The organism is Streptomyces sp. NPDC017056, from assembly GCF_044332485.1.
Classification (GTDB): Bacteria; Actinomycetota; Actinomycetes; order Streptomycetales; family Streptomycetaceae; genus Streptomyces.
The window spans coordinates 327,990-342,712 of sequence record NZ_JBIRPD010000002.1; the positions used below are offsets into that span (position 1 = coordinate 327,990).

Sequence of the window (14,723 nt, forward strand, 5' to 3'; positions counted from 1 at the left end):
GCGCGCCGGGCGCGAGCCACCAGACCGACCGCACGAGACGGAGAGCCACCGGATGCAGCACGCAGTGGGGGCTCCGCTGCCACCGCCGCACGGACAGGTGCCGGGGCCGGCAGCCGCGATGAGCTGGACCCCGGGCCCCGGCCACCCCATACCGCCGCACCAGCCGCCCGCCGCCCCGCCCGCGCCGGGCTGGCCCGCGCCGCCGCACGGCGCGCCCACCGCGCCGCCCCCCGCCGAGGCCACCGGACACGTCCAGCTCCCGCCCGGCGCCCCCGTGGCACTGCCCAGCCCACCCGCCGGCACCTCCGCGCAGGACGCCGCGCACGCCGCCGTCGCGGTGCTGCTCATCGGCCCGGCCGGGGCCGGCAAGACCAGCGTCGCCCGGCACTGGGCCGACACCCGCCGGGTGCCCACCGCGCACATCAGCCTCGACGACGTCCGCGAATGGGTACGGTCCGGCTTCGCCGACCCGCAGTCGGGCTGGAACGACCACTCCGAGGCGCAGTACCGCCTCGCCCGCCGCACCTGCGGCTTCGCGGCCCGCAACTTCCTCGCCAACGGCATCTCCTGCATCCTGGACGACGCGGTCTTCCCCGACCGCCCGGTCATCGGCCTCGGCGGCTGGAAGCGCCACGTGGGCCCCGGGCTGCTGCCGGTGGTGCTGCTGCCGGGCCTGGAGATCGTCCTGGAGCGCAACGCCCGCCGCACGGGCAACCGCCGCCTCTCCGACGAGGAGGTCGCCCGCATCCACGGCCGGATGGCGGGCTGGTACGGCTCCGGCCTGCCCATCATCGACAACTCCGCGCAGGACGTGCCCACCACGGCCGGCATCCTGGACGACGTGGTCGCCCGCAGCATCGCGAGCCCACCCAGCTGGTAGGGGCGCCGACGTCAGGTCCGACGTCAGGTCCGACGTCGGGTCCGACGTCAGGTCACGTCAGTTCCGGCGCCCGCTCCGGCGTCAGGTCCGCCGCCTGGCCAGGCTTCCGGTTCGGCTCCCGGGTCGGCGCTCGGTCCGCCGCCCGGTTCGGCGCCCGGCCCGCCACCCGGTTCGGAGCCCGAGAGGTGCCGCTTGCCGCGGTTCCCGGCGCCCCCTCCGGGTATCCCCCCGCCGGGGGGACGATCGCGTTCGATTCGCCCCCGTAGGCCCGCCTCCCGCCCGCCCGGCCACCCGCGCGCCCGCCCGGCCAGGAACTCGCCCGGCCCCCCCGCCAGGAACTCGCGCCGTCCTCGGCCAGGAACTCCCACGGCCCCCCTCGGCCAGGAACTCCCACGGTCCCCCGGCCACCAGCGCGCGACCCCCGCCCGGCCTCGTGCGCCCCCTCCCCGGCCACCCATGGGCGGGCCCAGGCCACCAGCGCCCCCAGCCCCGGCCACCAGCCTCCCGCAGCCCCCCGGCCGCCCTCCCGCGCCCCCCGGTCACCGGCCTCCCGCGGTCGCCCGGGCGGACCTGCCCGACCGGCCGGGTGCGCTCGTGGCCCGTACGCTCGGTGCATGAGCGAGTTGTACTCGGCCCGGCGTACGCGGCTGCGCGACCGCTGCGCCGCCGCCGGAAGCGCCGCGGCGCTGATCTCGCGTCCCGCCAACGTCCGCTATCTCACGGGTTGCGCGCCGCCGGGGGCGGCGCTGCTGCTGGGCCCGGCCGGCGACCTCCTGCTGACCGGGGGACCGCTGAGCGGAGATCCCGCGGAGGGCCGGCCCGCCGAGGAGCTGCGGGTGTCCGAGCTGTCGGCCGGGGACGGCGACCCGGCCGTCGCCGCCGCCGACGAGGCCGTACGGGCCGGGGCCGGTTCGCTCGCCGTCGAGGAGCACCACCTGACGGTCGCCCGGCACCGCGCGCTGGCCCAGGTCGCCCCGCGGCTGCGGCTCGCCGACCTGGCCCGCGCCGTCGAGGCGCAGCGGGTCGTCAAGGACGACGAGGAGATCGCCTGCCTGCGGATCGCCGCCGAGATCACCGACCAGGCCCTCGGCGAGCTGCTGGAATCGATTCTGGTGGGCCGCACCGAGCGGCATCTCTCCCTGGAGCTGGAGCGCCGCCTGGTGGACCACGGCGCGGACGGCCCCGCCTTTCCCACCTCGGTCGCCGCCGGGCCGAACGCCGGCCGCCCCGGACATCTGCCCACCGACCGGCGCGTCGAGGAGGGGGACTTCCTGTCCGTCAATCTCGGTGCGAACTACCGGGGTTACCGCTGCGAGATCGGCCGTACGTTCGTCATCGGCACCACGCCTGCGGACTGGCAGATCGAGCTGTACGACCTCGTCTTCGCAGCCCAGCGGGCCGGACGGGAGACGCTGGCGCCCGGTGTGGAGTGCCGCGAGGTGGACCGCGCGGCGCGCCAGGTGCTGGTCGGCGCGGGGCACGGCGAGCGGCTCGGGGCGAGCACCGGACACGGTGTCGGACTCGAAATCGACGAGGACCCTCGGCTGTCACCTGCGGCCATGGGTAAACTGGACGCTTGCGTGCCGGTCACCGTCGATCCGGGGGTTCACATCCCGGGCCGCGGCGGCGTCCGCATCGACGACACACTCGTCGTCCGCCCCGAGGCGGACGGCGGGCCCGAGCTACTCACGATCACGACCAAGGAGCTGCTCGCGCTCTGAGCCGGACCCGGTTCGGCGCGTGCGTCCCCGGGGTCCCACCACCCGCAGTCCAGGAGATTCCGCAACCGTGGCTTCCACGAACGACCTCAAGAACGGCCTGGTGCTCAAGCTCGAAGGCGGCCAGCTCTGGTCCGTCGTCGAGTTCCAGCACGTCAAGCCCGGCAAGGGCCCCGCTTTCGTCCGCACCAAGCTCAAGAACGTGCTGTCCGGCAAGGTGGTGGACAAGACCTTCAACGCCGGTGTGAAGGTCGAGACGGCCAACGTCGACAAGCGCGGCATGCAGTTCTCGTACATGGACGGCGACTACTTCGTCTTCATGGACATGGACACCTACGACCAGCTGCACATCGACCGCAAGACCGTCGGTGACGCCGCCAACTACCTGCTCGAAGGCTTCGAGGCGGTCGTGGCCCAGCACGACGGCTCGGTGCTCTACGTCGAGCTGCCGGCCGCCGTCGAGCTGACCATCAAGGAGACCGAGCCCGGCGTCCAGGGCGACCGCTCCACCGGTGGCACCAAGCCCGCCACGCTGGAGACCGGCTACCAGATCCAGGTGCCGCTCTTCATCACGACCGGCGAGAAGATCAAGGTCGACACCCGCTCCGGCGAGTACCTCGGCCGGGTGAACAGCTAACCGTGGCCGCCCGCAACAAGGCCCGCAAGCGCGCCTTCCAGATCCTCTTCGAGGCCGACCAGCGCGGTGCCGACGTGCAGTCCGTGCTCGCGGACTGGATGCGGCACGCCCGGACCGACCCCCGGCAGCCGCCGGTCAACGAGTACACCCTGCAACTGGTCGAGGGGTACGCGGAGTACGTCGAGCGCATCGACGAGCTGCTCGGCACCTATGCCGTCGACTGGACGCTGGACCGGATGCCGACAGTGGACCGCAACGTCCTGCGGCTCGGCGCGTACGAACTGATCTGGGTGGACGAGACTCCGGACGCGGTGGCGATCGACGAGGCGGTGCAGCTGGCCAAAGAGTTCTCCACGGACGACTCCCCGGCCTTCGTCAACGGGCTGCTCGCCCGTCTGAAAGAACTGAAGCCGGGCCTGCGGCGCGAGACGCGCTGAGGCGGCGGTGGATCCCGCGAACGGGCCCGGAGCGCACACCGCGCTCCGGGCCCGTTCGCATGCGCGGGGCAGGGGGGGCCGGGAGGCCGGTGGGAGGCCGCGAGAGGGCCTGTGGGGCCCTGCGGCGCCGGGGAGCGGACATGAAAACCGCCGCTCCGGGGCGGCCCCGGAGCGGCGGTACGTTTCTGCAGGTGACGCCCGTGCGTCAGATGTCCTCGTGCTGCACCGCGCGGCGCGCGTCGGCGTCCAGCACACCCCAGCTGATCAGCTGCTCGGTCAGCACGGAGGGCGACTGGTCGTAGATCACCGCGAGGGTGCGCAGGTCGTCCTGCCGGATCGAGAGGACCTTGCCGTTGTAGTCACCGCGCTGGCTCTGGATCGTGGCGGCGTAACGCTGCAGCGGCCCGGCCTTCTCGGCGGGGACGTGCGCCAGGCGCTCCAGGTCCAGCACCAGCTTCGGCGGCGGCTCGGCCGCGCCGCCCGGCGTCGTGCCCGGCAGCAGCTCCTGCACCGGCACGCCGTAGAAGTCGGCCAGCTCGGCCAGGCGCTGCACGGTCACGGCACGGTCGCCGCGCTCGTACGAACCCACCACCACGGCCTTCCAGCGGCCCTGGGACTTCTCCTCGACGCCGTGGAGAGAGAGGCCCTGCTGGGTGCGGATGGCGCGGAGCTTGGCCCCGAGCTGTTTGGCGTATTCGCTGGACATAAAGCTCCCCGGACGAGACTGGTAACTCACTGTGAGGTTACGCAGCGTAATTTGGCTTCGTCAAGCCGAATGAGTCACACGGTGGCACCGAAGGGGTGTTGTCGGGCCCCCTCCCTGGTCCTGGTACCGTGGAGGGCGTAATTCCGACGTCCTTTAAAGTCCGTCCCGTGAGGCGGAGAAGGAGGTCCGTTTCGTATGGACGCCCACAGCTCCAATGCTGCGCGCCCGGTCCTCGAAGGCCCGGACATCACGCGCATGCTGACCCGCATCGCCCACGAAATCGTCGAACGCGCCAAGGGCGCCGACGACGTGGTGCTCCTCGGCATTCCCACCCGCGGGGTCTTTCTCGCCCGCCGGCTGGCCGCCAAACTCCAGGAGATCACCGGACGCGCCGTCCCGGTCGGCTCGCTGGACATCACCATGTACCGCGACGACCTGCGCCTGGGCCCGGCGCGCGCCCTCGCGCGCACCGACATCCCCGGCGACGGCATCGAGGGCCGGGTGGTCCTCCTCGTCGACGACGTGCTCTTCTCCGGCCGTACGATCCGCGCCGCCCTCGACGCCCTGAACGACATCGGCCGGCCGCGCGCCGTGCAGCTCGCGGTCCTCGTCGACCGCGGCCACCGCGAACTGCCGATCCGTGCCGACTACGTAGGCAAGAACCTCCCCACGTCGCTGCGGGAGACGGTCAAGGTCCAGCTCACCGAGGAGGACGGCCGGGACGCCGTGCTGCTCGGCGTCAAGCGGACCGCCCCGGCCGGCGAGCAGTAGCACTCCGCGGACGGACCCGGTTCGGCCGGGCCCGTAGCCATGCCTGCTCGACGGACATACCCGTACACCTCCATCACTCACGGAGAAAACCGGATGAAGCGTCACCTCATCTCGGCCGCCGACCTCACCCGCGACGACGCCGTCCTGATCCTCGACACCGCCGAGGAGATGGCCCGGGTAGCGGACCGGCCGATCAAGAAACTCCCCACGCTGCGCGGGCGCACCGTCGTCAACCTCTTCTTCGAGGACTCCACGCGCACCCGCATCTCCTTCGAGGCCGCCGCCAAGCGACTCTCGGCTGACGTCATCAACTTCTCCGCGAAGGGCTCGTCCGTCTCCAAGGGCGAGTCCCTCAAGGACACCGCGCTGACCCTGGAGGCGATGGGCGCGGACGCCGTCGTCATCCGGCACGGCGACTCCGGCGCCCCGCACCGCCTCGCGACCTCCGGCTGGATCGGCGGCTCGGTCGTCAACGCCGGCGACGGCACCCACGAGCACCCCACCCAGGCGCTGCTGGACGCCTTCACCATGCGCCGGCACCTGACCGGCGGCGCGGGCCAGGACCTCTCGGGCCGCCACATCACCATCGTCGGCGACATCCTGCACAGCCGGGTGGCACGCTCCAACGTCCACCTGCTGACCACGCTGGGCGCCGAGGTGACGCTGGTCGCGCCGCCCACGCTGGTGCCGATCGGCGTCGAGCGGTGGCCCTGCGAGGTCAGCTACGACCTGGACGCGGTGCTGACCAAGTCGGACGCGGTGATGATGCTGCGCGTCCAGCGCGAGCGGATGAACGCCGCCTTCTTCCCCACCGAGCGGGAGTACGCCCGGCGTTACGGCCTCGACGGCGACCGGATGGGCCGGATGCCCGGCCACGCCATCGTGATGCACCCCGGCCCGATGAACCGCGGCATGGAGATCACCGCCGAGGTCGCCGACTCGCCGCGCTGCACCGCCGTCGAGCAGGTGGCCAACGGTGTCAGCATCCGGATGGCCGTCCTGTACCTGCTGCTGGGCGGCAACGAACCCGCCGTCACCACCACCGCCCCCACCGGCACCCGCACCGAGGAGAGCAAGTAATCATGAGCAAGACGCTGATTCGCGGGGCGCAGGTCCTGGGCGGCGAGCCGCAGGACGTCCTGATCACCGATGGCGTGATCGCCGCCGTCGGCAACGATCTGGCCGGCACCGAGGACGCCACCGTCGTCGAGGCCGCGGGCCAGATCCTGCTGCCCGGCCTGGTCGACCTCCACACCCACCTGCGCGAGCCCGGCCGCGAGGACTCCGAGACGGTCCTGACCGGCACCAAGGCCGCCGCCGTCGGCGGGTTCACCGCCGTACACGCCATGGCCAACACCTTCCCCGTCGCCGACACCGCGGGCGTCGTCGAGCAGGTCTGGCGCCTGGGCAAGGAGTCCGGCTACTGCGACGTGCAGCCCATCGGCGCCGTCACCGTGGGCCTGGAGGGCAAGAAGCTCGCCGAGCTGGGCGCGATGCACGAGTCCGCCGCCGGCGTGCGGGTCTTCTCCGACGACGGCAAGTGCGTGGACGACGCGGTGATCATGCGCCGCGCGCTGGAGTACGTGAAGGCGTTCGACGGCGTCGTCGCCCAGCACGCCCAGGAGCCCCGGCTGACCGAGGGCGCCCAGATGAACGAGGGCGTCGTCTCCGCCGAACTGGGCCTCGGCGGCTGGCCCGCGGTGGCCGAGGAGTCGATCATCGCCCGGGACGTGCTGCTCGCCGCGCACGTCGGTTCGCGGGTGCACATCTGCCACCTGTCCACCGCCGGGTCCGTCGAGATCGTCCGCTGGGCCAAGTCCAAGGGCTGGAACGTCACCGCCGAGGTCACCCCGCACCACCTGCTGCTCACCGACGAACTCGTACGGTCCTACAACCCCGTCTACAAGGTGAACCCGCCGCTGCGCACCGAGGCCGACGTGCTCGCGCTGCGCGAGGCGCTGGCCGACGGCACCATCGACTGCGTCGCCACCGACCACGCACCGCACCCGCACGAGGACAAGGACTGCGAGTGGGGCGCGGCCGCCATGGGCATGGTCGGCCTGGAGACGGCGCTGTCCGTCGTCCAGCACACGATGGTCGACAGCGGCCTGCTGGACTGGGCCGGCGTGGCCGACCGGATGTCCTTCCGCCCCGCCGAGATCGGCCGTCTCAAGGGCCACGGCCGTCCCGTCTCGCCTGGCGAGCCCGCCAACCTCACGCTGCTCGATCCGGCATACCGTGGACCCGTGGACCCCGCGGGCTTCGCCTCCCGCAGCCGCAACACGCCCTACGAGGGCCGTGAGCTGCCGGGGCGCGTCACCCACACCTTCCTGCGGGGCCGGGCAACGGTCGTGGACGGGAAACTCGCGTGACATCTTCACTCATCCAACTGGCAGCGGAACAGAAGTCCGCCGAGGTCACCGACTGGGCGGCCCGCATCGGCTGGGTCGTCGGGCTGCTCCTGTTCGTCGCGCTCCTCTACTGGCTGATGCGCGAGGGCTGGAAATGGCGCGGCACCCTCCAGGGCGACCTGCCCGAGCTGCCCGCCGCCCCCGCGGACGCCGGCGAGCCGCGGCTGACGATGACCGGCCGCTACCACGGCTCCACCACCGCCGGGCAGTGGCTGGACCGCGTCGTCGCGCGCGGCCTGGGCACCCGCAGCCGCGCGGAGCTGACCCTCACGGACGCCGGCCTGGACGTCGTACGGCCCGGCGCGCAGGACTTCTTCGTCCCGGCCGCCGCGCTGCGCGGCGCCCGCCTGGACAAGGGCATCGCCGGCAAGGTCCTGCCCGAGGGTGGCCTGCTGGTGGTCACCTGGGCGCACGGGGACAAGGAGATCGACTCCGGTTTCCGCTCCGACCAGGCCGCCGAGCACTCCGCGTGGGTCGCCGCCCTCACCGAACTGACCAGCAAGAACAGCAAGACCACCGAAACGGAAGGCGCACGATGACGACCTCCATCCAGGGGAACGCCTCGAAGAGGAGGGCGGCGTCTCCCGCCATACTCGTCCTGGAGGACGGCCGCAGCTTCCGCGGCCGCGCCTACGGGGCCGTGGGGGAGACCTTCGGCGAGGCGGTGTTCTCCACCGGCATGACCGGCTACCAGGAGACCCTGACCGACCCCTCGTACCACCGCCAGGTCGTCGTCATGACCGCCCCGCACATCGGCAACACGGGCGTCAACGACGAGGACCCGGAGTCCGCCCGCATCTGGGTGTCCGGCTTCGTCGTACGCGACCCCGCCCGCACCCCGTCCAACTGGCGCTCGGCCCGCACCCTCGACGACGAGCTGGCCGCCCAGGGCGTCGTCGGCATCAGCGGCGTCGACACCCGCGCCCTCACCCGCCACCTGCGCGAGCGCGGCGCGATGCGGGTCGGCATCTTCTCCGGCCCGGCGCTCGACGGCCCGGCCGGCACCGGCCTCGCCGACGAGGCGTCGCTGCTGGCCAAGGTGCAGTCGGCCCCGCAGATGAAGGGCGCCGACCTGTCCGCGGAGGTCGCCACCAAGGAGGCGTACGTCGTGCCCGCGCAGGGCACCAAGCGCTTCACCGTCGCCGCCGTCGACCTGGGCATCAAGGGCATGACCCCGTACCGCATGGCCGAGCGCGGCATCGAGGTGCACGTGCTGCCCGCCACCGCCACCGCCGAGGACGTGTACGCCGTCAACCCCGACGGCGTGTTCTTCTCCAACGGGCCCGGCGACCCGGCCACCGCCGACCACCCGGTCTCCGTCATGCAGGCGGTGCTGGAGCGCGGCACGCCGCTGTTCGGCATCTGCTTCGGCAACCAGATCCTCGGCCGCGCGCTGGGCTTCGGCACGTACAAGCTCAAGTACGGGCACCGCGGCATCAACCAGCCGGTGCAGGACCGCACGACCGGCAAGGTCGAGGTCACCGCGCACAACCACGGCTTCGCCGTCGACGCGCCGCTCGACAAGGTCTCCGAGACCCCCTACGGCCGCGCCGAGGTCTCCCACGTCTGCCTCAACGACAACGTGGTGGAGGGGCTCCAGCTCCTCGACCGGCCGGCTTTCAGCGTCCAGTACCACCCCGAGGCCGCCGCGGGTCCGCACGACGCGGCGTACCTGTTCGACCGCTTCGTCCAGCTCATGGAGGGCCAGCGTGCCTAAGCGCACCGATATCCAGTCCGTCCTGGTCATCGGCTCCGGCCCGATCGTCATCGGCCAGGCAGCCGAGTTCGACTACTCCGGTACGCAGGCGTGCCGGGTCCTCAAGGCCGAGGGCCTGCGGGTCATCCTGGTCAACTCCAACCCGGCCACGATCATGACCGACCCGGAGATCGCCGACGCCACCTACGTCGAGCCGATCACCCCGGAATTCGTCGAGAAGATCATCGCCAAGGAGCGCCCGGACGCGCTGCTGCCCACCCTGGGCGGCCAGACCGCGCTGAACACCGCGATCTCGCTGCACGAGTCCGGCACCCTGGAGCAGTACGGCGTCGAGCTGATCGGCGCCAACGTCGAGGCGATCAACAAGGGCGAGGACCGCGACCTGTTCAAGGAGGTCGTGGAGGCCGTCCGCCGCAAGATCGGCCACGGCGAGTCCGCGCGCTCCTACATCTGCCACACCATGGACGACGTCCTGAACGGCGTCGAGGAGCTGGGCGGCTACCCGGTCGTCGTGCGCCCCTCCTTCACCATGGGCGGCGCCGGCTCCGGCTTCGCCCACGACGAGGAGGAGCTGCGCCGCATCGCCGGCCAGGGCCTGGCCCTGTCGCCGACCACCGAGGTGCTCCTGGAGGAGTCCATCCTCGGCTGGAAGGAGTACGAGCTGGAGCTGATGCGCGACAAGAACGACAACGTCGTGGTCGTCTGCTCCATCGAGAACTTCGACCCGATGGGCGTGCACACCGGCGACTCCATCACCGTCGCCCCGGCGATGACGCTCACCGACCGCGAGTACCAGACCCTGCGCGACATCGGCATCGCCGTGATCCGCGAGGTCGGCGTGGACACCGGCGGCTGCAACATCCAGTTCGCCGTCAACCCCGTCGACGGCCGGGTCATCGTCATCGAGATGAACCCGCGCGTCTCGCGCTCCTCGGCGCTCGCCTCCAAGGCCACCGGCTTCCCGATCGCGAAGATCGCCGCCCGGCTGGCCGTCGGCTACACGCTCGACGAGATCCCCAACGACATCACCGAGCAGACTCCGGCGTCCTTCGAGCCCACGCTCGACTACGTCGTCGTCAAGGTGCCGCGCTTCGCGTTCGAGAAGTTCCCGGCGGCGGACGCCCGGCTGACCACCACCATGAAGTCGGTCGGCGAGGCCATGGCCATCGGCCGCAACTTCACCGAGGCGCTCAACAAGGCGCTGCGCTCGCTGGAGAAGAAGGACGGCCCGTTCGTCTTCACCGGCGACCCCGGCGACAAGGCCGAGCTGCTGGTCAAGGCCGAGATGCCGACCGACGGCCGGATCAACACCGTCATGCAGGCCATCCGGGCCGGCGCCACCCCCGAGGAGGTCTTCGACGCCACGAAGATCGACCCGTGGTTCGTCGACCAGCTCTTCCTGCTCCGCGAGACCGCCGACGAGATCGCGGCCGCCGACCAGCTCGGCCCCGAGGTCCTGGCGTACGCCAAGCGGCACGGCTTCTCCGACGCCCAGATCGCCGCGATCCGCGGCCTGACCGAGGACGTCGTCCGCGAGGTCCGGCACGCGCTCGGCGTCCGCCCGGTCTACAAGACGGTGGACACCTGCGCCGCCGAGTTCGCCGCGAAGACCCCGTACTTCTACTCGTCCTACGACGAGGAGAGCGAGGTCGCGCCGCGCGAGAAGCCCGCCGTGATCATCCTGGGCTCCGGCCCGAACCGCATCGGCCAGGGCATCGAGTTCGACTACTCCTGCGTCCACGCCTCCTTCGCGCTGTCCGACGCGGGCTACGAGACCGTCATGGTCAACTGCAACCCGGAGACCGTCTCCACCGACTACGACACCTCCGACCGGCTCTACTTCGAGCCGCTCACCCTGGAGGACGTCTTGGAGATCGTGCACGCCGAGCAGCAGGCCGGCCCCGTCGCCGGCGTCGTCGTCCAGCTCGGCGGCCAGACCCCGCTGGGCTTGGCGCAGGCGCTCAAGGACAACGGCGTACCGATCGTCGGCACCTCGCCGGAGGCCATCGACCTGGCCGAGGAGCGCGGCGCGTTCGGCCGGGTGCTGACCGAGGCCGGGCTGCCCGCGCCGAAGTACGGCACCGCCTACTCCTTCGACCAGGCCAAGGGCATCGCCGCCGAGATCGGCTACCCGGTCATGGTGCGGCCCTCCTACGTCCTGGGCGGCCGCGGCATGGAGATCGTCTACGACGAGCCGTCGCTCGGCGCCTACCTGGAGCGGCACGCCGGGCTCATCGACCAGCACCCGGTCCTGATCGACCGGTTCCTGGACGACGCCATCGAGATCGACGTGGACGCCCTCTACGACGGCACCGAGCTCTACCTCGGCGGCGTCATGGAGCACATCGAGGAAGCCGGCATCCACTCCGGCGACTCCGCCTGCGCCCTGCCGCCCATCACGCTCGGCGGCTACGACATCAAGCGGCTGCGCGCCTCCACCGAGGCCATCGCCAAGGGCGTCGGCGTCCGCGGCCTGATCAACATCCAGTTCGCGATGGCCGGCGACATCCTCTACGTCCTGGAGGCCAACCCGCGCGCCTCCCGTACGGTCCCCTTCACCTCGAAGGCGACCGCGGTACCGCTGGCCAAGGCCGCCGCCCGCATCTCGCTGGGCGCCACCATCGCCGAGCTGCGCGCCGAGGGCATGCTGCCCAGGAGCGGCGACGGCGGCACGCTGCCGCTGGACTCGCCGATCTCCGTCAAGGAGGCCGTCCTGCCCTGGTCGCGCTTCCGCGACGTCACCGGGCAGGGCGTGGACACCGTGCTGGGCCCGGAGATGCGCTCCACCGGCGAGGTCATGGGCATCGACTCGGTCTTCGGCACGGCGTACGCCAAGTCGCAGGCCGGCGCGTACGGCGCGCTGCCCACCAAGGGCCGGGCGTTCGTCTCCGTCGCCAACCGCGACAAGCGGGCGATGATCTTCCCGGCGCGCGAGCTGGTCGCGCACGGCTTCGAGCTGCTCGCCACCTCCGGCACCGCCGAGGTGCTGCGCCGCAACGGCATCAACGCCACCGTCGTGCGCAAGAAGAGCGAGGGCGAGGGCCCCAACGGCGAGAAGACCATCGTCCAGCTCATCCACGACGGCGAGGTCGACCTCATCGTCAACACGCCGTACGGCACCGGCGGCCGCCTCGACGGCTACGACATCCGCACCGCGGCCGTCGCCCGCGCCGTGCCCTGCCTGACCACGGTCCAGGCGCTGGCCGCCGCCGTCCAGGGCATCGAGGCCCTGTCCCGCGGCGACGTGGGCGTGCGCTCCCTCCAGGAACACGCGCGACAGCTGACCGCGGCCCGCGAGGAGTAGGGCCACCAGGAGGGGGACACCGCCGCGGTGTCCCCCTCTTCACGAGCCCCGACCCCCGCCCCTTCGAACTGCGGAAGGCCCGCCCGCCCGTGTACTCCCTCTTCTTCAACCTGATCTTCCGCCGCATGGACCCCGAGAAGGCCCACCACCTGGCCTTCCGCTGGATCCGGCTGGCCGCGCGCGTCCCGGTGCTGCGCACCTTCGCCGCGGCCGTCCTGGCCCCCCGCTACAAGGAGCTGCGCACCGAGGCCCTGGGCCGCCGGATGCACGGCCCCTTCGGGCTGGCCGCCGGCTTCGACAAGAACGCCGTCGCGATCGACGGCATGGCCATGCTCGGCTTCGACCACGTCGAGATCGGCACGGTCACCGCCGAGCCGCAGCCGGGCAACCCCAAGAAGCGCCTGTTCCGCCTCGTGCCGGACCGCGCGCTCATCAACCGGATGGGCTTCAACAACGACGGTTCGGCAGCCGTGGCGGCCCGTCTGGCGGCCCGCAACCCGGTCTTCCGCACGACGCTGGGCGTCAACATCGGCAAGACCAAGGTCGTCCCCGAGGACGAGGCGATCGCCGACTACGTGACCTCCACGGAGCGCCTCGCCGGACACGCCGACTACCTGGTCGTCAACGTCTCCTCGCCGAACACCCCGGGCCTGCGCAACCTCCAGGCCGTCGACCACCTGCGCCCGCTGCTCAGCGCGGTCCGCGAGGCGGCCGACCGCACCGTCACCGGGCGGCGCGTCCCGCTGCTGGTCAAGATCGCTCCGGACCTGGCCGACGAGGACGTGGACGCGGTCGCCGACCTCGCCGTGGAGCTGGGCCTGGACGGCATCATCGCCACCAACACCACCATCGCCCGCGAGAGCCTCGGCCTGGCCTCAGAACCGGCCCTGGTCCGGGAGACCGGCGGCCTGTCCGGCGCCCCCGTCAAGGCGCGCTCCCTGGAGGTGCTGCGCCGCCTGTACGCCCGCGTCGGCGACCGCGTCACCCTGATCGGTGTCGGCGGCGTCGAGACCGCCGAGGACGCCTGGCAGCGCATCCTCGCCGGCGCCACCCTCGTACAGGGCTACAGCGCCTTCATCTACGAGGGCCCGTTCTACGCCCGCGCCATCCACAAGGGCCTCGCCGCCCGCCTGCGCAACAGCCCGTACGCCACCCTCGCCGACGCCGTCGGCGCCGAGCACAGGAAGGTGACCTCTTCGTGAGCCCCGTACCCTTCGGCGCCCGCCTGCGGGCCGCCATGGACGAGCGCGGCCCGCTCTGCGTCGGCATCGACCCGCACGCCTCGCTGCTGGCCGACTGGGGCCTGAGCGACGACGTACAGGGCCTGGCGGCCTTCTCGCGCACCGTCGTCGAGGCGCTGGCCGACCGCGTCGCCGTCCTCAAGCCGCAGTCCGCCTTCTTCGAGCGGTTCGGCTCGCGCGGCATCGCCGTCCTGGAGGAGACCGTCGCGGCGGCCCGGCAGGCCGGTGCCCTGGTCCTGATGGACGCCAAGCGCGGCGACATCGGTTCCACCATGGCCGCCTACGCCGCCACCTACCTGGACCCGGCCTCGCCGCTGTTCTCGGACGCGGTCACGGTCAGCCCGTACCTGGGCTTCGGGTCGCTCGCCCCGGCCGTCGACCTGGCCGGGGAGAACGGCTGCGGCCTGTTCGCCCTCGCGCTGACCTCGAACCCGGAAGGGCAGGAGGTCCAGCACGCGGTACGGGCCGACGGCCGTACCGTCGCCGCGACCGTGCTCGGCCACCTGAAGGCAGCGAACGCCGAGGCCGCCGCCCGCGGTGAGCTGGGCTCGTACGGGGCCGTCGTCGGCGCGACGCTCGGCGACCTGTCCGCGTACGACCTGGCCGTCGGCGGGCCGCTGCTCGCGCCCGGTATCGGTGCCCAGGGAGCGACCCCGGCGGACCTCCCCGCGGTCTTCGGGGACGCGGTCCGCAACGTCGTGCCGAGCGTCAGCCGGGGGGTGCTGCGGCACGGTCCGGACGTCGCCGCACTTCGCGAGGCGGCCCTGCAAAGTGCCGAAGAGGTGCGGACAGCGGTCGAACGGCAGGGACTTTAGTCCCGTTATGTCCCGGTCAGCAGAGTCTGACCAGGACTTTTCGTCTGTTCTCGCTGACTCCGAGCGCCTTGGCCGCTAGTCTCCGA

The 14,723-nt window shown here is 72.2% G+C and carries 13 protein-coding genes; 12 read left to right on the top strand and 1 reads right to left on the bottom strand.

From position 1 onward, the window contains the following. Positions 1–52: 52 nt before the first annotated feature. The 4 genes from ACH4OW_RS04450 to nusB all read left to right on the top strand — a co-directional run bounded on the left by ACH4OW_RS04450 (position 53) and on the right by nusB (position 3,672). On the top strand, positions 53–880 hold the full coding sequence (locus ACH4OW_RS04450; RefSeq protein ID WP_360135807.1) for a Pro-rich N-terminal domain-containing protein: 828 nt from the start codon (positions 53–55) through the stop codon (positions 878–880). 614 nt (positions 881–1,494) lie between these two features. Further along, positions 1,495–2,601 (top strand): aminopeptidase P family protein, encoded by a 1,107-nt coding sequence (locus ACH4OW_RS04455; protein WP_398024863.1) that lies wholly within the window; start codon positions 1,495–1,497, stop codon positions 2,599–2,601. A gap of 67 nt (positions 2,602–2,668) precedes the next feature. After that, the gene (gene efp, locus ACH4OW_RS04460; RefSeq protein ID WP_360135811.1) at positions 2,669–3,235 is read left to right on the top strand and encodes an elongation factor P; all 567 of its coding nucleotides are present in this window, start codon (positions 2,669–2,671) and stop codon (positions 3,233–3,235) included. Between the two features lie 2 nt (positions 3,236–3,237). Then, positions 3,238–3,672, top strand: a complete 435-nt coding sequence (gene nusB / locus ACH4OW_RS04465) for a transcription antitermination factor NusB (RefSeq protein ID WP_398024867.1) — start codon at positions 3,238–3,240, stop codon at positions 3,670–3,672. 205 nt (positions 3,673–3,877) lie between these two features. Here nusB and bldD read toward each other — a convergent pair whose 3' ends face one another. Next, entirely contained in the window at positions 3,878–4,378 is a 501-nt protein-coding gene (gene bldD, locus ACH4OW_RS04470; RefSeq protein WP_003982726.1) for a transcriptional regulator BldD, read from the bottom strand. Between the two features lie 195 nt (positions 4,379–4,573). Between bldD and pyrR the strand changes: the two genes are divergently transcribed. The 8 genes from pyrR to pyrF all read left to right on the top strand — a co-directional run bounded on the left by pyrR (position 4,574) and on the right by pyrF (position 14,637). Continuing rightward, the gene (gene pyrR / locus ACH4OW_RS04475; protein WP_360135815.1) at positions 4,574–5,149 is read left to right on the top strand and encodes a bifunctional pyr operon transcriptional regulator/uracil phosphoribosyltransferase PyrR; all 576 of its coding nucleotides are present in this window, start codon (positions 4,574–4,576) and stop codon (positions 5,147–5,149) included. A gap of 93 nt (positions 5,150–5,242) precedes the next feature. Continuing rightward, the gene (locus ACH4OW_RS04480; RefSeq protein ID WP_360135817.1) at positions 5,243–6,229 is read left to right on the top strand and encodes an aspartate carbamoyltransferase catalytic subunit; all 987 of its coding nucleotides are present in this window, start codon (positions 5,243–5,245) and stop codon (positions 6,227–6,229) included. Positions 6,230–6,231: 2 nt separating this feature from the next. Beyond that, a complete protein-coding gene (locus ACH4OW_RS04485) occupies positions 6,232–7,521 on the top strand; it encodes a dihydroorotase (protein WP_398024870.1) in 1,290 nt (429 codons plus the stop codon). Further along, on the top strand, positions 7,518–8,099 hold the full coding sequence (locus ACH4OW_RS04490) for a hypothetical protein (RefSeq protein WP_398024872.1): 582 nt from the start codon (positions 7,518–7,520) through the stop codon (positions 8,097–8,099). The genes ACH4OW_RS04485 and ACH4OW_RS04490 overlap by 4 nt, the downstream gene beginning before the upstream one ends. After that, a complete protein-coding gene (gene carA / locus ACH4OW_RS04495; protein WP_398024874.1) occupies positions 8,096–9,277 on the top strand; it encodes a glutamine-hydrolyzing carbamoyl-phosphate synthase small subunit in 1,182 nt (393 codons plus the stop codon). The genes ACH4OW_RS04490 and carA overlap by 4 nt, the downstream gene beginning before the upstream one ends. Further along, positions 9,270–12,581, top strand: a complete 3,312-nt coding sequence (gene carB, locus ACH4OW_RS04500) for a carbamoyl-phosphate synthase large subunit (RefSeq protein ID WP_360135825.1) — start codon at positions 9,270–9,272, stop codon at positions 12,579–12,581. Before carA ends, carB begins: the two co-directional genes overlap by 8 nt. An 89-nt stretch (positions 12,582–12,670) precedes the next feature. Beyond that, positions 12,671–13,783, top strand: a complete 1,113-nt coding sequence (locus ACH4OW_RS04505; RefSeq protein WP_398024876.1) for a quinone-dependent dihydroorotate dehydrogenase — start codon at positions 12,671–12,673, stop codon at positions 13,781–13,783. Continuing rightward, positions 13,780–14,637, top strand: coding sequence for an orotidine-5'-phosphate decarboxylase (pyrF, locus tag ACH4OW_RS04510; protein WP_398024878.1), 858 nt, complete (start codon positions 13,780–13,782; stop codon positions 14,635–14,637). Before ACH4OW_RS04505 ends, pyrF begins: the two co-directional genes overlap by 4 nt. Positions 14,638–14,723: the final 86 nt, after the last annotated feature.